Origin of the sequence: Methylotenera sp. L2L1, from assembly GCF_000744605.1 — a bacterium.
In the GTDB taxonomy this organism is placed as follows: domain Bacteria; phylum Pseudomonadota; class Gammaproteobacteria; order Burkholderiales; family Methylophilaceae; genus Methylotenera.
In genome coordinates this window covers 1,559,795-1,582,425 of the sequence record NZ_JQMG01000001.1, presented here as the reverse complement: position 1 = coordinate 1,582,425, position 22,631 = coordinate 1,559,795, and the positions used below count along the sequence as shown (strand labels likewise).

The 22,631-nt window shown below is 44.6% G+C and carries 18 protein-coding genes; 7 read left to right on the top strand and 11 right to left on the bottom strand.

The genetic code is table 11. The features are described from left to right. Positions 1-89 precede the first annotated feature (89 nt). The 5 genes from carB to FG24_RS07570 all read right to left on the bottom strand — a co-directional run bounded on the left by carB (position 90) and on the right by FG24_RS07570 (position 7,181). On the bottom strand, positions 90-3,293 hold the full coding sequence (carB, locus tag FG24_RS07590; protein ID WP_036302328.1) for a carbamoyl-phosphate synthase large subunit: 3,204 nt from the start codon (positions 3,291-3,293) through the stop codon (positions 90-92). A gap of 104 nt (positions 3,294-3,397) precedes the next feature. Beyond that, positions 3,398-4,537: a glutamine-hydrolyzing carbamoyl-phosphate synthase small subunit gene (gene carA / locus FG24_RS07585; RefSeq protein ID WP_036302327.1), complete on the bottom strand. Its 1,140-nt coding sequence runs from the start codon at positions 4,535-4,537 to the stop codon at positions 3,398-3,400. A 165-nt stretch (positions 4,538-4,702) separates the two neighbouring features. Then, a complete protein-coding gene (locus FG24_RS07580; RefSeq protein ID WP_036302326.1) occupies positions 4,703-5,320 on the bottom strand; it encodes a DUF2238 domain-containing protein in 618 nt (205 codons plus the stop codon). 10 nt (positions 5,321-5,330) lie between these two features. Next, entirely contained in the window at positions 5,331-6,140 is an 810-nt protein-coding gene (dapB, locus tag FG24_RS07575) for a 4-hydroxy-tetrahydrodipicolinate reductase (protein WP_036302325.1), read from the bottom strand. A gap of 42 nt (positions 6,141-6,182) precedes the next feature. Next, the gene (locus FG24_RS07570; RefSeq protein WP_036302324.1) at positions 6,183-7,181 is read right to left on the bottom strand and encodes an outer membrane protein assembly factor BamE; all 999 of its coding nucleotides are present in this window, start codon (positions 7,179-7,181) and stop codon (positions 6,183-6,185) included. A gap of 91 nt (positions 7,182-7,272) precedes the next feature. Between FG24_RS07570 and fur the strand changes: the two genes are divergently transcribed. After that, on the top strand, positions 7,273-7,698 hold the full coding sequence (gene fur / locus FG24_RS07565; protein WP_036302322.1) for a ferric iron uptake transcriptional regulator: 426 nt from the start codon (positions 7,273-7,275) through the stop codon (positions 7,696-7,698). 32 nt (positions 7,699-7,730) lie between these two features. Here fur and recN read toward each other — a convergent pair whose 3' ends face one another. Together recN and FG24_RS07555 are read right to left on the bottom strand one after the other, a co-directional pair. Continuing rightward, complete coding sequence (gene recN, locus FG24_RS07560; protein ID WP_036302320.1) at positions 7,731-9,383, bottom strand: DNA repair protein RecN; 1,653 nt, start codon at positions 9,381-9,383, stop codon at positions 7,731-7,733. Positions 9,384-9,569: 186 nt separating this feature from the next. Beyond that, complete coding sequence (locus FG24_RS07555; RefSeq protein ID WP_081880956.1) at positions 9,570-10,439, bottom strand: NAD kinase; 870 nt, start codon at positions 10,437-10,439, stop codon at positions 9,570-9,572. 248 nt (positions 10,440-10,687) lie between these two features. Here FG24_RS07555 and hrcA point away from each other — a divergent pair, with 248 nt between their 5' ends. From hrcA to waaF, 6 genes are all read left to right on the top strand, one after another. Continuing rightward, positions 10,688-11,698 carry a heat-inducible transcriptional repressor HrcA gene (hrcA, locus tag FG24_RS07550; protein ID WP_036302317.1) on the top strand — a complete coding sequence of 337 codons (1,011 nt, stop codon included), beginning with the start codon at positions 10,688-10,690 and terminating at the stop codon, positions 11,696-11,698. A 65-nt stretch (positions 11,699-11,763) separates the two neighbouring features. Next, a complete protein-coding gene (gene hemH / locus FG24_RS07545; RefSeq protein ID WP_036302316.1) occupies positions 11,764-12,867 on the top strand; it encodes a ferrochelatase in 1,104 nt (367 codons plus the stop codon). A gap of 81 nt (positions 12,868-12,948) precedes the next feature. Next, a complete protein-coding gene (rfaD, locus tag FG24_RS07540; protein WP_036302314.1) occupies positions 12,949-13,953 on the top strand; it encodes an ADP-glyceromanno-heptose 6-epimerase in 1,005 nt (334 codons plus the stop codon). Then, on the top strand, positions 13,953-14,528 hold the full coding sequence (locus FG24_RS07535; RefSeq protein ID WP_036302312.1) for an SIS domain-containing protein: 576 nt from the start codon (positions 13,953-13,955) through the stop codon (positions 14,526-14,528). The genes rfaD and FG24_RS07535 overlap by 1 nt, the downstream gene beginning before the upstream one ends. A gap of 121 nt (positions 14,529-14,649) precedes the next feature. Next, positions 14,650-16,110 (top strand): D-glycero-beta-D-manno-heptose-7-phosphate kinase, encoded by a 1,461-nt coding sequence (rfaE1, locus tag FG24_RS07530; RefSeq protein WP_036302310.1) that lies wholly within the window; start codon positions 14,650-14,652, stop codon positions 16,108-16,110. 49 nt (positions 16,111-16,159) lie between these two features. Beyond that, positions 16,160-17,188 (top strand): lipopolysaccharide heptosyltransferase II, encoded by a 1,029-nt coding sequence (gene waaF, locus FG24_RS07525; RefSeq protein ID WP_036302309.1) that lies wholly within the window; start codon positions 16,160-16,162, stop codon positions 17,186-17,188. Between the two features lie 49 nt (positions 17,189-17,237). Here the strand turns inward: waaF and FG24_RS07520 are convergent, their stop codons facing one another. The 4 genes from FG24_RS07520 to FG24_RS07505 all read right to left on the bottom strand — a co-directional run bounded on the left by FG24_RS07520 (position 17,238) and on the right by FG24_RS07505 (position 22,586). Further along, on the bottom strand, positions 17,238-17,897 hold the full coding sequence (locus tag FG24_RS07520) for an HAD family hydrolase (RefSeq protein WP_036302308.1): 660 nt from the start codon (positions 17,895-17,897) through the stop codon (positions 17,238-17,240). A gap of 118 nt (positions 17,898-18,015) precedes the next feature. After that, a complete protein-coding gene (gene eda, locus FG24_RS07515) occupies positions 18,016-18,642 on the bottom strand; it encodes a bifunctional 4-hydroxy-2-oxoglutarate aldolase/2-dehydro-3-deoxy-phosphogluconate aldolase (protein ID WP_015832665.1) in 627 nt (208 codons plus the stop codon). A gap of 228 nt (positions 18,643-18,870) precedes the next feature. Then, a complete protein-coding gene (edd, locus tag FG24_RS07510) occupies positions 18,871-20,685 on the bottom strand; it encodes a phosphogluconate dehydratase (RefSeq protein ID WP_036302305.1) in 1,815 nt (604 codons plus the stop codon). A gap of 182 nt (positions 20,686-20,867) precedes the next feature. Beyond that, entirely contained in the window at positions 20,868-22,586 is a 1,719-nt protein-coding gene (locus FG24_RS07505; RefSeq protein WP_036302304.1) for a carbamoyltransferase family protein, read from the bottom strand. Positions 22,587-22,631 lie beyond the last annotated feature (45 nt).

Below are 22,631 nucleotides of genomic sequence, written 5' to 3'. Positions count from 1 at the left end.
CTACACCCTCGAATAAAAAAGAAACCACACTCACATGAGCGTGGTTTCAAAAGTAAAATTGATTATATATTAATTAGCTTTAGTTTATTTTAGCTTAGCTGTTTATGCAAGTTTTGCAATGACTCTACCTGCAACTCTTGCATATGCGCCATACCAATACACGCTGCTTTAGCACCAGCGATGGTGGTGTAGTACGTCACTTTATTTTGCAATGCTGAACGACGAATCTCATAAGAGTCTGCAACAGCACGCTTATCTTCCGTCACGTTCACGATAAAGCTAATATCACCATTCTTGATCATATCGACAATATGTGGGCGACCTTCTGCTACTTTATTAACCGCTTGCACTTTCAAACCATGCTCTACTAATGCAGATGCTGTACCCTTTGTAGCCACTAGTTCAAAACCCAACTGGTGAAGTTGTTGCCCAATTTCAACGACTTTCAGGTAATCCTCTTTGCGCACGCTAATAAACGCGCGGCCACCCTCAGGCAACTTGGTTGAAGCGCCAAGCTGTGATTTCAAGAAAGCTTCAGCAAAAGTACTGCCTACACCCATCACTTCGCCCGTTGATTTCATTTCAGGACCTAGAATCGTGTCTACGCCTGGGAACTTAATAAATGGGAACACCGCTTCTTTGACTGAATAGAATGGTGGAATAATTTCTCGCGTCACATTTTGTGATGCAAGTGTTTGACCCGCCATACAACGTGCAGCAACTTTAGCTAACTGCAAGCCACAAGCCTTAGACACGAAAGGCACTGTACGAGATGCTCGAGGATTTACTTCCAGCACGTAAACCGTTTCACCTTGAATCGCAAACTGCACATTCATCAAACCAACCACACCCAGCGCCATTGCCATTTGTTTAGTTTGCACGCGAAGCTCATCTTGCAACTCAGCAGATAAACTATATGGTGGCAACGAACATGCTGAGTCACCAGAGTGAACGCCGGCTTGTTCAACGTGCTCCATAATGCCGCCAATGATGACTTCTTGACCATCAGACAATGCATCCACATCCACTTCAAGTGCATCATTTAAGAAGCGATCAAGCAATACTGGAGACTCGTTAGAAACTTTAACGGCCTCACGCATGTAGCGCTCAAGCTGGCTCTGCTCTTGTACGATTTCCATCGCGCGGCCGCCCAATACATAACTAGGACGCACCACCAATGGGTAACCAATTTCCATTGCCAAACGAATCGCTTCTTCCGGCGTTCTGGCAGTACGGTTTGGTGGTTGTTTCAAACCCAACTCTTGCAACATTTTTTGGAAACGTTCGCGGTCTTCTGCTTTATCAATCGCGTCTGGTGTTGTACCGATAATTGGCACACCTGCTTTTTCTAGGTCACGCGCTAATTTCAATGGCGTTTGTCCGCCGTATTGCACAATCACACCCACTGGTTTTTCCAGTGCAACGATTTCCAATACATCTTCCAAAGTGACAGGCTCGAAGTACAAACGATCTGAAGTATCGTAATCGGTAGAAACAGTTTCAGGATTGCAATTCACCATGATAGTTTCATAGCCATCTTCGCGCATTGCAAATGCTGCGTGTACACAGCAGTAGTCAAACTCAATCCCTTGGCCAATGCGGTTGGGACCACCACCTAATACCATGATTTTCTTTTTATCTGTAGGCTTAGACTCGCACTCTTCTTCATAAGTAGAGTACATATAAGCCGTATTCGTTGCGAACTCTGCCGCGCAAGTATCTACGCGTTTATATACAGGACGCACGCTCAACGCCTGACGATAAGCACGCACAGCATGCTGATCAGTATCTAACAATCTAGCTAGGCGTCTATCAGAGAAACCACGGCGTTTTAATTGCAGCAAGGCAGCTTTGTCTAAATCTGCAATATGCTTGCCTTTTAGCGCCTGCTCACGGTCAATAAGATCCTTTAACTGCACTAAGAACCATGGGTCAATTTTAGAAATATTAAATACTTCATCAACACTCAAACCCATTCTGAATGCATCACCTACGTACCAAATACGCTCAGGGCCCGGCACACCAATTTCTTTAGTGATGGTGTCTAGATCTGTTGTCTTTTCGTCCAAACCATCCACGCCAACTTCAAGACCGCGCAATGCTTTTTGGAGTGACTCTTGGAATGTACGGCCAATTGCCATCACCTCACCCACAGATTTCATCTGTGTAGTTAAACGAGAGTCAGCCTGGGGGAATTTCTCGAAAGCAAATCTAGGGATTTTAGTCACTACATAGTCAATTGAAGGCTCAAATGACGCTGGTGTTGCACCGCCAGTAATTTCATTACGCAATTCGTCCAATGTAAAGCCTACCGCTAATTTCGCAGCTACTTTCGCGATAGGAAAACCTGTTGCTTTTGAAGCAAGTGCTGATGAACGCGACACACGCGGGTTCATCTCAATCACAATCATACGTCCATCATCTGGGTTAATTGCAAACTGTACGTTTGAACCACCAGTATCAACGCCGATTTCACGCAGCACCGCCAATGAGGCGTTACGCATGATTTGGTATTCTTTGTCAGTCAATGTTTGTGCTGGCGCCACGGTGATAGAGTCACCTGTATGCACGCCCATTGGATCTAAGTTCTCAATTGAACAGATAATGATGCAGTTGTCAGCAGAGTCGCGCACCACTTCCATCTCGTACTCTTTCCAGCCGAGTAGAGATTCTTCAATCAGTAATTCATTAGTAGGTGAAGCATCTAAACCACGTTCGCAAATGGTGATGAACTCTTCACGGTTGTAAGCAATACCACCGCCGCTACCACCCATAGTGAATGATGGGCGAATAATCGCTGGGTAGCCAATACTAGCCTGCACTTGCAATGCTTCTTCCATGCTATGCGCAATGGCTGAACGTGCTGAACCCAAACCAATTTTGGTCATGGCTTCTTTAAATTTTTGGCGATCTTCAGCTTTATCAATCGCCTCTTTTGACGCGCCTATTAGCTCAACGTTAAACTTAGCAAGCACGCCATGCTTGTCTAGATCTAAAGCGCAATTTAACGCAGTTTGACCGCCCATAGTAGGCAGCAATGCATCTGGACGCTCTTTTTCAATAATTTTTTCAACCACTTGCCAAGTCACTGGCTCAATATAGGTTGCATCGGCCATTTCAGGGTCGGTCATAATCGTTGCAGGATTAGAGTTAACCAAAATAACGCGATAACCCTCTTCACGTAGCGCTTTACACGCCTGCGCGCCTGAGTAGTCGAATTCACATGCTTGTCCGATTACAATTGGACCTGCACCGATGATAAGAATTGATTTTATGTCTGTACGTTTTGCCATTAGATCTACTTTTTAACGAATTTATTTTGCATCAATACACGCGAATCTGCGTGATGATTCATCCAGCCATCTTCAACAAAAACAGATGGCTGGATGAATTCCATTTACTGCGCCCGCATTAAGTCTATAAACTTATCGAACAGGTAACTCATTTCAGTTGGGCCTGGGCTCGCTTCTGGGTGACCTTGGAAACTAAATGCAGGCTTATCTGTACGCGCCATGCCTTGCAAACTGCCGTCAAACAACGATACATGCGTTACTTTGACATTTGCTGGCAAAGTAGCTGCATCCGCTGCAAAACCGTGGTTTTGGCTGGTAATATAAACACGCTTTGTTTCAACATCTTGCACAGGATGGTTCGCGCCATGATGACCGAATTTCATTTTAAGCGTCTTAGCACCAGAAGCAAGTGCTAACAATTGATGCCCTAAACAGATACCAAAAGTAGGAACACCTTTATCTACAATCGTTCTAATTGCAGAGATTGCGTAATCACATGGCTCTGGGTCACCTGGGCCGTTTGATAAGAACACGCCATCAGGGTTAAGTGCTAACGCCTCTTCTGCTGTGGCTTGTGCAGGCAGAACAGTTACTTTACAGCCTCGTGAAACCAGCATGCGCAGAATGTTACGTTTTACACCGTAATCAAATGCCACTACATGAAACTGCTCTTGCGGTGCTGGGGTAAAGCCCTGACCCAACGCCCACTCACCTTCAGTGAATTGATAAGATTTCTCACAGCTCACCACTTTGGCTAAATCCATGCCAGCCAAACCAGGGAAACCAGCGATTGCATGCGTGGCCAATGATAGCGCTGTCGCTTCATCCGCTTCACCAGCAACGATAACGCCTGTTTGTGCGCCTTTTTCACGTAGGATTCTGGTCAGTTTGCGCGTGTCGATATCAGCGATCGCCACCACGTTGTTAGCCACTAAATATTCAGATAAAGACTGGGTGTTTCTAAAGTTACTATGTGTTAGCGGCAAATCCCTAATCACCAAACCGCTGGCATACACTTTGCCAGACTCTACGTCTTCGTTATTAACACCGTAATTTCCGATATGCGGATAAGTCAGCGTAACAATTTGTTTGGTATAAGATGGGTCTGTCAATATTTCTTGGTAGCCTGTCATCGAAGTATTAAACACAACTTCAGCTACAGCATGCCCAGAAGCTCCGATCGACATGCCACGAAACACGGTTCCATCTGCTAGTACAAGTATGGCGGGCAGGTTTTGTGACACAATAACTCCTCGGTTTTACGATAATTAAAATTTACGACATTAAAAACTTCTAATCTTTAGTCCATCATGAACAGATGGCAGATGTGCAAAACGGGAGGAGCTTGTATATACTCTTCCCGTTTCAGAATTAACGAATTATAGCGAAAAAAATCCGACTAATCAATGTCAACGTGACACATTCATCATCTGCCGATCATGAACTTTTGCCAAAAACACTTGCGCAGTGATGGCCCCTACCAATGCAATCAACATATCCCACTGAGTATCCCACACATCGCCTTGCGTCCCTAAAAAAGCATCCGCAGCACCGCCCTCATAGGCTGCCACCCACCACTCAATCAACTCATAAAAGGCACTAATGCTTAGGCATATACAGCTCACAATGAAAAGTAGCCATCGGCCAGGCACTAAGGGAGATTTTCTCAATAAGATTTCACGAGCCACCATCGCAGGCACAAATCCTTGTGCAAAATGGCCAACCCTATCGTAATAATTGCGAGACAACTCATAAGTGTCACGCAACCAATTAAACCAAGGCACTTCGGCGTAAGTGTAATGACCGCCAACCAATAAGATGAGCGCGTGAATCAATATCAACACATAAACCAGCGGAGTAAATACAAAGGAACGGTAAGTAAAAACCAGTATAGGTAATACAATCACAACAGGTGCCACTTCTAGCACCCATGTTAACCTATCAGCAGGATTGATTGCAGACCAAGCAAACACAGCACCGAGGATGCTGAGTAAAACCAAGTAGAAATGACGGTGAACTTGCACCATTGCTTAGCTGTTAACGCAAACCTAATACATCTCGCATATCGTACAAGCCAGATGTTTTATCAGCTAAATACTTGGCAGCACGCAACGCACCCAGCGCAAAGGTAGCGCGACTGCTCGCTTTATGAGTAAGCTCCACGCGCTCACCAATGCCCGCAAGCACCACCGTATGATCACCGACCACATCACCGCCACGCATTGTTGCAAAGCCAATTTTGCCAGCCTCACGCTCGCCAGTCACACCTTCACGCGCATATACCGCACAATCTTTCAAGTCTTGACCCAGCCCGTGCGCAGCCGCCTCACCCAAACGCAAAGCGGTGCCAGATGGTGCATCAACCTTGTGGCGATGATGCATCTCCACTACTTCAATATCGTAACCCTCATTTAACACACGGGCAGCTTGTTCAACCAGATTAATCAGCAATGTCACACCAACACTCATGTTCGGTGCGAATACAATGGCAATATCCTTTGCAGCGACTTCAATAGCCTGCTTTTCTTCAATAGAAAAACCTGTAGTACCAATAATCATTTTCACCTGATGCTTTTGACATGCTGCCAAATAAGCCATACTCGCTTCTGGTCTTGTAAAGTCCACCAGCACATCAGCGCCCTTTAGCGCAACATCAATATCAGAGACCACGCTTACACCTGACACACAACCAAACTGCTCACCCGCATCACGACCCAGATGAACATTATCAGCACGATCTAGCGCGCTATGCAGCACCAACTCAGCATCCGTAAACACACCTTCCAACAACGCATGCCCCATACGGCCAGAACAGCCAGCAATTACAATTTTTAATGGATTAACCATATCAACAACCTATCAAATTCTACAAATTACTGTTAGAAAAGATTAAAAACCAATCTTCTCTAACATACGATCAAAAAAGCTCGGTTCACTCTCTTGCGGCACACCTTTTGGTGTTGGTGTCACTTTATTACCTACGCGTGTTGTAGGAATTTCAGCAACCACTTCCGGCTCCACTTCTTCAGGCAATGATCGTAATTGACGATCAAACACCATGCCAGACGAAGATTCATAAGATGGAGAATTAACAGGCAGCTCAACCACTGGCGGCAAAGCAACAGGACTCTCAACAGATGGAGCCACAGTTTCGGCGACTGGCTCTTTAACAACTTCACTCGAAACCGCAGGCTCATTTGACGGAGCAACTACCGCTTGACTTACTTCAGCAACAGCCTCTACAGGTGCAGCAACTGCACTTGCTGCAGCAGCTGGTGCAATTGGCACATCCAAAGGAACTGCAAGCATAGACTTAGATGCATCAGTATCCGAAGCAACCTCAGCCGGCGCAACTTCAGCCTTTACAACCTCATCAGACTCTTTTTTTACAAGCGCTTTTTCCGTAGCTATTTTAGGCTGTGTAACATCGTCTTTTTCCCAAAACTTCAGCTTATTGATTAAGCTTTTTTCTTCAGGCTTTTTATAAGGCTCGACTATGCGGGTACCCGTATTACCATTTGCGTCTACACCATCGGATTTAGTGCTACCGCTTGGAATCACATCACCACGCACGGTTTTTAATAAATCTTTTTCAAAATCAAGAATAACGCGACGCTGTTCGGTGACCTTACCAGCCTCGCGCATTTGATACACGTAGTCCCAGCGATTACCGTGAAAGCTATCTTGAATAAGTGGCGTACCCATAATAAAACGGACTTGCGACTTCGTCATACCTGGTCGCAGTTGCAAGAGCATTTTGGATGTGACCACATTACCCTGCTGGACATCTAGTTTATATGGCTTAACACTTGGCAATGCAGTACCGCATGCGGAACACAGCAGGCCGAGTAAAACGATTAGATAACGTAAAGTAGAAAAATAACGCATATCATGACTTTAATTTGAATTGGCGTTAATATACCACGTAGCGCCCCAAGCAAAAACATCCACCTTTACTAATTGTGAACATTCTAAAATTATGCAAGATCAAAAAGATTTAAAAAATGCGGGATTAAAAGCCACCTTGCCACGACTCAAGGTGCTAAACCTATTTGAAAATAGCAAAGACCGACATTTGTCTGCTGAAGACATCTACAAAATCATGATTAACTCTGGTGAGGATGTTGGCTTGGCTACTGTGTATCGTGTGCTCACACAGTTTGAACAAGCCGGGTTGCTAGTTAGACACCACTTTGAAAGTGGAAAAGCCGTCTTTGAACTGAATAGCGGTGGTCATCATGACCATATTGTCTGTATCAAATGTGGCCGCGTAGAAGAGTTTTACGATCCAGAAATCGAGAAAAGACAAGAAAGCGCAGCGGCAAAATTAGGCTTCACCATGCAAGATCACTCCCTGACTATTTATGGCGTTTGCACTAAACAACCTTGCGAAAGTAAAGAGTAAAACAACTAGCTGCTCACAGCCAGAGCAGCCACTTACCTTAACAACATTTCCTTTGCATGCTCTCTTGTTGTTAAGGTAATTTCAATCCCACCTAACATACGCGCGACTTCTTCTACGCGGTCATTAGCATCCAGTGCTGCGATAGTACTTAAGGTTTGACCATTTGTTTGAGATTTACTTACGCGTAAATGATGCTTACCAAGCGCGGCCACTTGTGGCAAATGCGTAATCACTAACACCTGCCGCTGCTGACCCAGCTGCTTAAGCAGGTTACCAACCACCTCAGCCACCCCGCCACCAATACCAACGTCAACTTCATCAAAAATCATGGTTGGTACGCTGCCTTGCTGCGCAGTCACCACGCGAATGGCCAAGCTGATTCGAGACAATTCGCCACCAGAAGCTACTTTACTTAAGGAGCGCGGTGCGACGCCTGCATGGCCGGCAACCAAGAACTCGACTTGCTCCAAGCCATTAGCACTTGGAGCGACTGGCGCCAACTCTACCAAGAACTGGCCCCCGCTTAGAGATAAATGCTGCATCTCTGCTGTAATTTTTTGATGTAAGGTTAATGCCGCAGTTTTTCTACCGGCACTCAAGTGCTCAGCTAATTTTTTATACTGATTGAATGCCGCAGCTTCTTGCTCTGCAAGCGCACCGTCATCTGCAAAACCAGACAACTCCACCATTCTAGCCTGCCAACCTTCAAGCAACACTGGCAAATCTTCTACACGTGACCGATATTTGCGTGCCGCAGAATGAATCGATTGAATTCTCGCATCTACTTCGCTCAAGCGCGCAGGATCTAATTCCATACGCTGAATATATCGATTTAAAGATCGGCTAGTTTCTTGCAATTGAATCATGCCAGAATCAAGTGACTCCGACACTTCTACCAGACTTGTATCATAGGCTTGCATGCTTTGCAGGTGATGCTGCACTTGCGCTAACAAATTTAGCGCTGACAACTCACCTTCACTAAGCAGCTCCACACAAGCTTCTCCACTGGTAATGAGACTAGCGCCATTTGAAAGTAGCACATGCTCTTGTTGTAGCGCATCCCACTCTTGCTCATTAAACGCGAGTGCTGTCAGTTCACGCACGTCATCTCGTAACGATGCCAACTCATCCGCATAAGCTTCGGCGTTCTTTTCCAGTGCTAAGCGCGTCACATGCAGACGGTGCCAAAGTTTATACTGCTCAGCGACATTGTTGGCCACATCAATCAAGCCACCAAACTCATCTAAAATTTGACGTTGTGTAGCCGGCTTAAGTAAAGAGTGATGCGCATTTTGGCTGTAGATATCGACTAAGAATTCACCTAACTCCTTAAGCTGCTGCATAGTCGCTGAAGTGCCGTTAATAAAAGCGCGCGAGCGCCCATCGGCATAAATGACACGTCTCAGCAGTAACTCAGGTTCATCATGAGCAATTTCCTGCGCAGCCAACCAAGTTAAAGCTTCATCGTTATTTTGCAATGAGAAGCTTGCACTAATCTCAGCTTTATCACAGCCTGATCGCGTCACACCACCTTCGCCACGCGCACCTAGCGCTAGGGATAGTGCATCGATTAAAATAGATTTACCTGCACCAGTTTCGCCCGTCAGCACTGTAAATCCAGATTGAAAATCCAGATCAAGCCGATCAACAATGACGAAATCTCGAATTGAAAGCGTGTGTAGCATAATTCAATTAATCCATTTTATTGCCATATCGAAATGACAAGGCTTTAAGCAATATTGGGTAGCATTAAGACGATTAATATAGATCAATTTTTGCCTGCATCCAATGTAAACACTGAGTCACCTATCAGAAGAAAACGAGATGAACACAAGCTGTGACAGCAATTTTTTGAAAAATTGACGGTGAAATCAACCCCAATTGAGCTTGTTTCTGAGCATATCAAAATAACAGTACTCTATTGGGTGTAATAATGAGATTGTTTTTTCAGCACGTTGCACCACGATTTTATCGCCAATTTCCAAGCCTACCTGAAACTGCCCATCAAAGCTTAGTTGCGCTTCATCAAACTGCACGACCGTCACTACAATATTACTAGCACTATTCACTGCAATTGGTCGATTGCTCAATGTGTGCGGACAGATTGGCACTAGCGAGATTGCTTCTAAATTAGGGTGTAAAATCGGACCGCCTGCAGACAGCGCATAGGCAGTGGCGCCAGTTGGTGTGCTTATAATTAAGCCATCGCTACGTTGCTTGTAAACAAACTTGCCGTCGATTTCGATTTCCAGCTCTATCAAGCGCAATCCGCTTTTAATCACGACATCATTAAGTGCATGGCTACTATAAACAACCTGGCCGTCTCTTACCACATTTGTAGACAGTAACATGCGAGGCTCTTTGATGAAATCGCCAGTAAGCATGCGGTCAATTTCTACGAGCATATCTTCTGCGCGTAAGTCAGTTAAAAACCCAAAACGTCCACGATTGATACCCACCAGCGGCACCTCGGTATCAATCAGACTGCGAGCCACACTGAGCATTGTGCCATCCCCACCCATGACAATCGCAAGGTCAACGGTTTGTCCAATATCACCTAATGTTAAGGTCTTATATTCAGCAAGCTGAGCATGATGTGCCGTATTTGCCTCAATCCACACTTCGTGGTTTTTGGCGGCTAAATGCTGTGCTAAATCAGCCAAATCACTTCGCATCAACTGCAAAGCCGATACGTTCATATATTTGCCGATAAGCGCTATTTTTTTAAAGTTTGTCTGCACGGCAGAATTAAAACATAGTCAGGAAATCTTAGCAAAGCTAGATACAAAATATATTTGCAAAAAATGTATTAAGTCATGAATTTACCCAAATAATCCCAAGATAGCTCTAATCCATTCACTGACAGACTAAAACTGATATAGGAGTGTTAGATTTTATATTTCCAACACGCTCTTTTTTCGAAAAAAGAAAACAGCTGAACGATCTAATAAGATTGCCTAATTAAGCCAACTACCTGATAATTTGAGGTGTGGATAAACGCTCGCAAATTTTACTTAAAACTTTAGTTGAACATTATATTAGTGATGGTCAACCTATCGGCTCGCGCACCCTATTGCAGCATTCTGGCCTAGACGTCAGCCCTGCAACCATTAGGAATGTCATGAGCGATTTGGAGCAACTTGGATTCATTGCCAGCCCACATACCTCAGCAGGGCGCATACCCACACAAAAAGGTTATCGTTTATTTGTGGACTCGCTACTTACGGTAAAGCCACTAGATACTCAAATTCTACTGCAACTTAAAAGCGGCTTATCGTCACCGAACCCTAGCGAGCTGATTGCAAATGCAGCAGACATGCTATCGCAGCTAACGCAGTTTGCGGGCGTAGTGATGACCCCAAAGCGCAAACGAGTTGCATTTAAGCACTTAGAATTTTTAACGCTATCAGACAAAAGAATATTGGTCATCATTGTGACCAGCGATGGTAACGTACAGAACCGCATTATCCTCACTGAAAAACCTTTTAGCGCTAGCGAACTGACGCAAGCTGGTAATTATTTCAATGCGCACTTTTCTGGCCATACTTTTGAAGAGGTTCAGCAAAAGTTACATGCTGAACTTAAGCAAATGCAGAACGACATGAACCAACTGATGACAGCTGCACTCGAAGCAAGCAGCAAGAAAACGGATGATGATGGCGTAGTGATTGCAGGCGAACGCAATCTATTGCAAGTGGACGACTTATCTACCAATGTGACAAGCTTGCGCAAGCTGTTTGAGATTTTTGAGCGCCGCACTAGTCTGATGCAGTTATTAGACAATAGCCAACGTGCAGAAGGCATACAGATCTTTATCGGCGGTGAAAGTGGTTACTTACCTCTGGACGAATGCAGCATGATTACCGCACCCTATGAAGCAGATGGGCAAGTCGTAGGCACACTGGGCGTGATTGGCCCTACCCGCATGGCATACGAGAGAGTGATTCCCATTGTTGATGTCACCGCAAAGTTATTGTCAAACGCACTGTCATCTCAGTAAAGAATAACAAAAATAGCCTCAACTTAAGAGGTTGCTACCAAACTTATTATAAATAGATTGATAAAATGTCATATTACAATCCAGAACCTAAATACGACCATGGTGACCAACTAAAAGTGGGCATTTTGCTTGCAAACTTAGGCACGCCAGATGCACCTACTGCAAAAGCATTACGACCTTATTTACGTCAATTTCTAAGCGATCGCCGTATTGTAGAAATTCCACGGGCGATTTGGTGGCTTATTTTAAACTGCATTATCTTAGTGATTCGCCCCAAAAAATCCGCAGAAAAATACGCTAGCGTCTGGACCAATGAAGGCTCACCGTTAATGGCGCATGCAAAAAAACAAACATTGCTATTACGTGGCTTTTTGGCGCAAAAAATCAACTCCCCATTCACCGTAGAATTAGGCATGAGTTACGGCAACCCCTCTATGGCCAGTGCCATTGAGACACTAAAAGCACAGCACTGTGACCGCATTTTAGTGTTTCCGCTATATCCACAATACGCTGCAAGCAGCACAGCAAGTGCATTAGATGCCGTTTGGCGTACCTTACTGAAAACACGTAATGTGCCAGCAATTCGTACCATTAAACACTATCACGACCACCCTGCTTATATTGAAGCGCTTGCACAAAGCGTGCGCGAGCATTGGCGCATCAATGGTAAGCCAAATCAATTAATCATAAGCTTTCATGGTGTGCCAAAGTTTCATCTGCTTAAAGGGGATATGTACCACTGCGAATGTCATAAAACTGGACGACTATTAGCAGAGGCACTTGGATTAAATAAAGATCAATATGCGATCGCATTTCAATCACGCTTTGGTAAACAAGAGTGGCTAAAACCTTACTTAGCAAACATGTTGGAGTCTTTAGGTAAAGCCAAAGTAAATCGTATCGATGTAATTTGCCCTGGCTTTTCTAGCGATTGCCTCGAAACGTTAGAAGAAATTGCCATGGAAGGTAAACATATATTCCAAAGCAATGGTGGTGGAGAGTTTCGCTATATTCCAGCCCTTAATGAGAACGATGCATGGATACACGCAATGACAACCATTGCGTTAGAAAATCTACAAGGCTGGGTAAGTACTGATTGGGATGCAAATGCAGCTAAAAAAGACGCTGAAATGACAAAATTAAGAGCTCAAAGTTTAGCCAATAATTAATAAGCGTTATACTGAGTACTTTATAAATTTAAACAAGCTGCTTAGATTTTTGCAGCGTACTGATGAATTAGGTATTAACCCATGATAGTAATTACTGGCGGCGCTGGCATGATAGGCTCTATCATTGCATGGCATCTAAACACCAAACTAAAACGCGATGATTTAGTCATTGTCGACCGCATCACGCACGAAGAACAGTGGCAAAACCTCGCACATCGCCAGTACGCACACTACTTAGATAAAGATCAGCTCATGTCTTGGCTTAACGGCGAAGACAATAAAGGCCGTACGGATATTGAAGCAGTGATTCATATGGGTGCTATTAGTGCCACGACTGAGCGCGACTTTAATAAACTGGTCGAAACCAATATTCAGTATTCACAAAACTTATGGACTTGGTGTGCCAATCATCAAGTGCCATTTTTCTATGCAAGCTCAGCTGCCACTTATGGTGATGGTAATTTGGGTTATGACGATGCAAGTATAGAGAATCTGCGTCCACTCAATGGCTATGGCTACTCAAAACACTTTTTCGACCAATGGGCATTGCGTCAGGTTAACAAAAAGTTACCGACACCACCTAATTGGGCAGGCTTTAAGTTCTTTAATGTGTATGGTCCAAATGAGTACCACAAAGATCGTATGGCAAGCGTAGCATTCCACACCTTCAATCAGTTCAGCGAAACTGGTACGATGAAGCTGTTTAAAGGCACAAAAGCGGGGGTTGAGGACGGCATGCAAATGCGTGACTTTGTTTATGTCAAAGATGCTGCTGCCGTTGTAAATTACTTTCTTGAGTCGGCACTGTCTACTAAATCAGCACCAAATGGCATCTACAATATTGGCACTGGCAAAGCACGTAGCTTTAAAGACTTGGCGACCAATGTCATGCAAAGTATGAATCGTGAGCCTCACATTACCTTTGTGGACATGCCTCAAGACTTACAGGGCAAGTACCAATACTTCACAGAGGCCGCCATGAGCAAACTTGCAAGCGCAGGTTACACTCAACCGTTTCACAGCTTAGAAGACGGCGTACGTGACTATGTGCAAAATTACTTAACGCAAGAGGATAAATACTGCTAATGAGTACGACTAATAAGTATGTTGATTATCTAAAAGGCGAACACGCTGCGCATATGGCGATGTTTAATGCCTTAGAGCCACTTTTTCCACTGATTAGTGATGTAGGCATCGCCATGCAGAACACCATTAAAAATGGTGGGAAGATATTCCTCATGGGTAACGGCGGCAGCGCCGCAGATAGCCAGCATATTGCTGCTGAAATTGTCGGTCGATTTAAAAAAGAGCGTAAAGGCATGCCTGCTATCGCCCTAACAACTGATACCTCGATTCTTACTTCAGTTGGCAACGATTACGGCTACAACTACATTTTTGCACGACAAGTCGAAGCGCTATGTCGTCCAGAAGACTTAGTGATTGGACTTACTACTAGTGGCAACAGCGCAAATGTTGTCAGCGCGATTGAAGCTGCAAACGCGATTGGTGCAACAACAGTAGGCTTAACTGGTGGCACTGGCGGCAAGCTAAACAATTTGTGCACCTACAATATCGTCATCCCATCCAGCGTGACTGCGCGCATTCAAGAAGCGCATATCTTTGTTGGTCACTCACTATGTGAGATTCTAGAATCTGATTAAAGCACTTACATCAGGGCTCCAACACAGATTGGGGCTCCAATGTATTTAAAGGCGCCGAACACCTGCTTTGGCCGCAATGACAAGCGAATATAACATTGTTAGATGTATAATCTCATCCACCATGACCCAACAAAAACTTCTCGATACTGTTAAACACTTCGGCAATCTCAATCAGCATGCGCTAGTGATTGGCGATGTGATGCTAGACCGTTACCTAATGGGAGAAGTAAACCGTATTTCTCCAGAAGCACCGGTTCCAGTCGTATTGATAAAGTCGCAGCATGATAGAGCTGGCGGTGCCGCGAATGTGGCCGCCAACTTATCCTTACTGGGCATCACAACCCATATCATTGGCTGTGTTGGCGCAGATAATGAAGCCAACCTTCTGCTGAATTTAATGATTGATACCAAAATCAATATCAATCATGTGATCCGCTCAAATCAACGCCCTACTGTCGCCAAAACCAGAATTTTAGGCGGACATCAACAAATGATGCGCTTAGATCAGGAAAACAGCACCACATTTAGCGCAGACGAAAATGCGCAATTGTTACACGCTATTGCTGAAGAAATTGCACTTAAACCCACAATCGTCATTTTGTCTGACTATGCAAAGGGTTTACTAAGTACCGAGGTGTGCCAGCAAATTATTGAAATGTGTAATGCACAAGGCATTACCACGCTTGTTGACCCTAAAGGGCATGATTACAGCAAATACAAAAGCGCGACAGCACTGACGCCGAACAAAAAGGAAACTGCTGAGGCTTGTGCTGTTTCCATCCATGATGCCAACTTAATTGATAAAGCAACCGCACTCAAAAATACGCTAGACCTAGAGTTTTTAGTGGTCACACGTGGCGAAGAGGGTATTTCATTGATTGATGACACCAGTCACTTATTACCAGCTACAGCCAAACAGGTGTTTGATGTTTCAGGTGCAGGTGACACTGTGATCGCCACCCTTGCTGCAGGCCTAATGCACGCGCTTAGCCCGTTGGAAGCATTGCAACTTGCCAACATTGCGGCTGGTGTTGTGGTAGGTAAAGTAGGCACTGTGCCTATTAGCCGCGATGATTTAATTGAAGCTTTAGCCAGCGAGCAATCTTCTGAGCAAGCGCATAAAATGTGCGACCTAGCCCATCTTATGCAAAAAGTTGACACTTGGAAAAAAGCTAATCAAAAAATCGTATTTACCAATGGCTGCTTTGATTTACTACATGCAGGCCATGTGACTTATTTAGAAGCAGCAAAGAAACGCGGTGACAAACTAATTTTAGGATTAAATACCGACCGCTCCGTAAGTGCGCTTAAAGGACCAACCCGCCCAGTTGTGCATGAGAATGATCGTGCGCGTGTACTGGCAGCATTAGAGTCTGTAGATGCCGTCATCCTGTTTGATGAAGATACACCACTTAGCTTAATCAATACGGTTAAACCGCACGTGATTGCAAAAGGTAGCGACTACACGGCAGACCAGGTAGTAGGTGGAAAAGAGGTTGAGTCTTGGGGTGGTGAGATTGCGTTAATCGACTTAGTGGCAGGCCGCAGTACCAGCAATATCATTAAAAAAATGAATAGTTAATATTCATCCATGCAAATACAAAAACACCCGCATCAACGTTAACGCATTAATGACAAACACAACCAACAAAATTCTAGTGCTTGGCCCTGCCTGGGTGGGTGACATGGTAATGGCTCAAAGTCTTTTTAAAGTACTAAAGAGCAACCAGCCAGATTGCATTATTGACGTGGCAGCACCAGCTTGGACACTGCCTTTACTAGAACGCATGCCTGAAGTTTCCGGCAAGATTCCACTGCCGTTTAAACATGGCGAACTAGCCTTTCTTGACAGAATAAAATTTGGTAAATCACTGAGAAACCAAGGCTATACACAAGCCATTGTTTTAACTAACTCACTCAAATCTGCCTTACTCCCTTGGGCTGCCAATATTAAACAGCGCACGAGTTACTTAGGTGAAATGCGTTATGGCCTTATTAATGATGTTCGGCCACTGGACAAAACCAAACTAAAGAAAACTGTTGAGCGCTTTGTAAACCTAGGTCTAAGCAAAACGCAGACGTTATCTTCGCCCATACCTATTCCTACGCTGGAATATAACAAAACCAATGCATTATCGGTATTAAATAGGATGGGCTTAGTTGAGCCAACAAGCAAGGTACTAGGTTTATGTCCAGGTGCAGAGTTCGGCGAGGCAAAACGCTGGCCGATTGCACACTACGCAGAGGTTGCTAATCAAGCTCTAGATCAAGGTTGGCAAGTATGGCTGTTTGGTTCGGAAAAAGACATTCCAGTCACCTCCGCCATCAACCAGAAAACACAAAACCGCTGTGCTGACTTTGGCGGAAAAACCAAACTTGGTGAGGCGATTGACCTGATGGCCATGTGCGACACCGTTATCAGTAATGACTCTGGCCTCATGCACGTAGCCGCAGCCTTAGATAAACACCTGATTGCCATCTACGGTTCGTCTGACCCTCACCATACACCGCCAATGCACCCGAATGCAGTGGTTGAATACCTTGGTTTAGCATGTAGCCCATGCTTTAAACGTGAGTGCCCTTTAGGTCACCTAAATTGCCTTGTTCACATCAAGCCAGATGATGTCATCAAAAAAGTGATTCCAATCAGTCAAAGCTAGTCTAGGTCAGACTCGCCTAAGTTAAGCTAGGTAGCATTCGGTCAAGTACTTACAATAAGGCCAATAAGTTTTTCACCACATGAATTTGATGCGCTTGGCAAAATGCTTGCCAATCAGCCACCTCAGTCCAATCGCTTAGAAATACAAAATCTAAACCTGCACGCGTTGCTGCTTCAAAATCATATTTACTATCCCCAATAAACAAGGCAGGAAACTGCAAGTGACCGTTTTCTTTCTCGCGTGCCAATACGGTATCTTTGTTATCAGGGCTACCAAATAATCCCCCGTCAAAATACTTGGCCAAATCACGTTTAGCGAATAAATTGCGAATCTCTTGCTGATCTCCCCCTGACAGGATCATCCAGCTTGCCTGTGGCGTAGCTTGTCGCAATGCGCTTAAGCCTTCGGCTATCTGACACTCGATCAACACTACTTCGAGTTCCCGTGCAAATTCATCTAATAAAATCTGAATAGCTTCTTTTGTGACAGGTTGATGCGTAATTTCACGTAGGTAGTAATCAAACTTATGATAACGAGAAATACCGCCCAACCGCACATGATAATCAACCAGTGCCTGCGCCTGCTCATCGGTAGCACCTAAGCTCTTTGCGGTTCGAAAATAGGCTTCAGTTTTAACCACGTTAGAGTCAAGCACTACGCCATCACAATCAAATACGATGGTTTTATATTTTTTGATATCTATTTGCAAACTCTATCCAAACTTTGAATCTCAATAAAAAAGGGCTTTGTACTAAATTTAGTACAAAGCCCGATGATAGCCTGCTGATATTAAGCCCGAGTGAAATTCACCAGCTCACAACATTCAGTTAAGCGGCTTTAATTGCACTAGCTTCTTTAGCTAATTTAGTAATATGTGCCCAATCGCCGCGGGCTACAGCATCGGCTGGTGTTAACCATGTACCACCACAAACAACTACGTTAGGCAATGCCAAGAACTGTGGTGCACTTTCAACTGTTACACCGCCAGTAGGGCAGAATTTCACATCGCCAAATGGACCAGCAAAACCTTTTAATAGGTTAATGCCACCCACAGCAACTGCTGGGAATAGTTTCAAGAAGTAGTAATCATCCGCATTTGCCATCATGATTTCAGAACCTGTTGAAACGCCTGGCAACAACGGCAAACCAATTTTACGTGCGTATTGACCTAACTCGCTGGTGTAGCCTGGGCTAACTGCAAACTGACAGCCAGCATCTTTAGAAGCTTGCGCATCTTTAAGGTTACGCACTGTGCCTGAACCTAAAATTGCATCTGGCACGTGTTTAGCAATTTGCTCCATACCGGCTAATGCACATGATGTACGCAATGTTACTTCTAATACCTTGATACCACCTTCAAGTAGCGCTTCTGCCATTGGCACAGCATCTTCTACGCGGTTAATCACAATCACTGGAATCACTGGACCGTGATTAGCTAAATCTAATGTACTCATTTTCTCTACCTATTTAATAAATTTATGTTTTTCGGTTTAAAAACCGGTTAAAGCAAAATATCTAGAGTGCGCAATCTAAGGTGCGTAATCTAACCGTTTCAAAATCAATTATATTTTTAAACGAGTTCAGAAACTTTGATAATCAAAGGATAACTAGGCGCATGAGCGTAGACAGTACGAATAGTACGGCAAGCGAAATGCAACAACGTTATCGTTTGATTTGTAAAGTTACAACCAGGTTACTGCGCCTTCTTCGGCTGACAGTACATTGCGGCGCATACCACCAAACAACTCACGACCAAAACCGTGTGCATTGCTATGGCGCTTACTATCTGGAAGCTCTGCTATTTCACGCTCCGCCCACTCATCTTCATCCACCAGCACGTTGACCATGCCTACCGTCGCATTTAAGCGAATAATATCGCCATCACGCACTTTGGCTAATGGACCGCCAGCTGAAGCTTCTGGGCTTAAGTGGATTGCTGCTGGAATCTTACCAGATGCGCCACTCATACGGCCATCAGTCACAATCGCCACTTTAAACCCTTTATTCTGCAACACAGCCATTGGTGGTGTTAACTTGTGCAGCTCTGGCATACCGTTGGCTTTAGGACCTTGGAAACGCACCACAGCGACAAAATCTTTTTCTAACTCACCACGGTCAAATGCAGCTAACAACTCTTCTTGTGCATCAAACACAATTGCCGGTGCTTCAATAATATGACGATCTTCAGGCACTGCTGAAATCTTAATCACGCTACGACCCAAGTTGCCTTTAAGTAAACGTAAGCCACCTGACTCGTTGAATGGGAATGCCGCTGTACGCACGATGGTTTCATCGCTGCTTTCTTTTGGCAGGTCTTTCCAGACCACTTTATTCTCTTCTTTAACTGGTAACTTGCCGTATTCACGTAAGCCACCGTGCGCTACCGTCAACACATCAGGGAACATATAACCGGCATCAATCAACTCACGAATCACAAATGCAGGACCACCCGCAGATTGGAATTCATTCACGTCAGCTTTACCGTTAGGGTAAACACTTGCCAACAATGGTGTTGCTTTAGCTAAATGGTAGAAATCTGTCCAGTCAATAATAATGCCTGCAGCACGCGCAATCGCCACCCAGTGAATCAAATGGTTGGTTGAGCCGCCAGTTGCCAGCAAGGCAACCATGGCGTTAACAATCACATGCTCATCAACTAAGCGACCAATCGGCGTAAAGTTTTTAGCTTTGACGTTATTTAACACCATTCTTACAGATTCACGTGTTAATAGTTCGCGTAAACCTTCGTGCGGATGCACAAACGCAGCACCAGGTACATGCAAGCCCATTGCTTCCATCAACATTTGGTTACTATTGGCAGTACCGTAGAACGTACAGGTACCAGCACCGTGATATGCAGCAGACTCAGAAGCGAGCAACTCTTCGCGCCCTACTTTACCTTGCGCATATTGCTCACGCACTTTAGATTTAGTGGTGTTATCAATACCAGTGCTCATTGGGCCAGCTGGTACAAATACACATGGCAAATGCCCGAACTGTAAGGCACCAATTAACAGACCTGGAACGATTTTATCGCACACGCCTAGTAGTAATGCTGCGTCGAACACATCATGCGAAAGCGCAACAGCGGTACTCATGGCAATGGTATCGCGGCTAAATAGCGAAAGCTCCATGCCAGGCTCACCTTGGGTAATGCCATCACACATTGCAGGCACGCCGCCTGCTACTTGTACTGTAGCGCCATATTTATGGGCTTCGTCACGAATAATATCTGGGTAGTTTACATACGGTTGATGCGCTGAAAGCATTTCATTGTATGCGGTCACAATACCAATATTAGGTGCTTTTTCTACAACAACACGTAACTTATCATTAGCTGGCATCGCAGCAAAAGCATGGGCTACGTTGGCACAGCCAAGGCGGTCTGCACCACGTGGTCGATTGACAATATCATCCAAACGGTTCAAATAAGCCGTACGCGTTGGGCGGCTTTTCTCAATAATACGTTCAGTAACTTCTATATGGGACTGTTTCATAATTTTAGACACTCTACTCAGATAACTGACTTAACTAGCGGAACTTAATAATAAAAATGACTTACTAAGTAAAGACAAACCTCAACCCCGATTATCGCTAAACTAAGGCTTATCGTCAAACAAAAGCCGCTAATTTAGCGGCCTGTTTGATATGAATTTACACTTACTTGATTGATATCAAATCATTTTTTTGTGACCAAAACATCTTCCATCATCAAATACTCTAGGTCACAGCCATAAAACATATTCAAGGCATCGGTCGGTGAGCAAATCATCGGTTCGCCTCGGCGGTTCAATGATGTGTTCAACACCACCGGCACTCCTCGTAGCTGCTCCAGATGCTCAATTAGCTCGTAATAGCGCGGGTTGGTTTCACGCGTAACCACTTGCGCACGTGCGGTACCATCCTCATGCACCACTTCTGGAATACGTGATTTCCAATGCTCGGCCACATCAAACGTGAATGTCATATAAGGCGCAGGATGCTCAGTCTGCAAAATATCAGGTGCAACACGATCAAGCATACTCGGACAGAATGGACGCCAGCGCTCACGATATTTAATTTGCGCATTAATACGATCTGCCACACCCGGATAACTTGGGTCACCTAAAATACTACGGCAACCCAATGAGCGCGGGCCAAACTCCATACGGCCTTGTAGCCATGCTAACGGATTACCACTCGCCAATAACTCGGCAGCTTTTTGCGGTGCATTTTCTACACGCGTAAAAATAGGTTTTTCTGGATGCGCTTCACATGCAGTAATACATTCTTCTGAGGTAAAAGCCGGCCCTAAGTAAGCATGCTCCATTTTCTGAATTGAATCGCCAGCCAAATGTGCAGCATAGGTAGCCGCGCCCAATGAAGTGCCGTTATCACCTGATGCAGGCTGTACGAACAGCTCTTTTACATGAGGCATCGCAATAATGCGTTGGTTCAATTTCACGTTAAGTGCAACGCCACCCGCCATCGCAATGCGACCAGTTTCCTTGATAATATCACCAAGGTAATAATCGATCATTTTCAGCGCAACATCTTCTAGCAACGCTTGTACAGAAGCGGCATAGTGAATGTAAGGATCATCAATTTCATCGCCGTGGCGCTTAGGGCCTAACCATTCAATCAACTCAGGCGTGAAATAATAGCCTTTACCATTCTCTTTATAGCGACGTAAGCCAACCACGTTCACCAACTCAGTATTGACGCGCAAATCACCGTTCTCAAACGTGACTAGCTTAGACAAATCATATTTACTTGCATCGCCATATGGCGCCATGCCCATGACCTTAAACTCACCGTCCAGCATCTCAAAACCAAGATACTCGGTGATTGCACCATACATGCCGCCTAACGAATCCGGATCATAAAATTCTTTGATTTTATGAATTTTTCCGTTTTCACCATAACCAAAGAATGTGGTCGCATACTCACCTTTGCCATCAATGCCAACGATCGCAGTTTTTTCTTTAAAACCGCTCAAATGATAAGCACTTGAAGCATGCGCTAAGTGATGCTCAACTGGCACGAACTTAGCGTTAGTTAAGCCCAAGTCAGCCATCAGTTTCAAAGATTTATCACGATTACGACGGAAACGACGATTACCGTTAAAAATGGCATCTAGCGCACGATCCGGTGCGTACCAGTGGCGTTTAGCATAATGCCAGCGCGCACTCGTACTTAATGGAATTTCCGCATAAGGGAAAGCAACAATATCAACCTGTTCTGGCTTGATACCGGCTTGCTTCATACAAAATTTTGCAGCTTCATACGGAAATTTATTTTTCGCATGCTTGTCGCGAATGAAACGCTCTTCTTCCGCTGCTGCAATAATTTTACCATCGACCAAGATGGCCGCTGAAGCGTCGTGTCCTAATGCACCTGATAAACCTAATACAATCATTGAGTTAACTCTACTAAATTATTGTCGAATTTTATGTAAATAAAA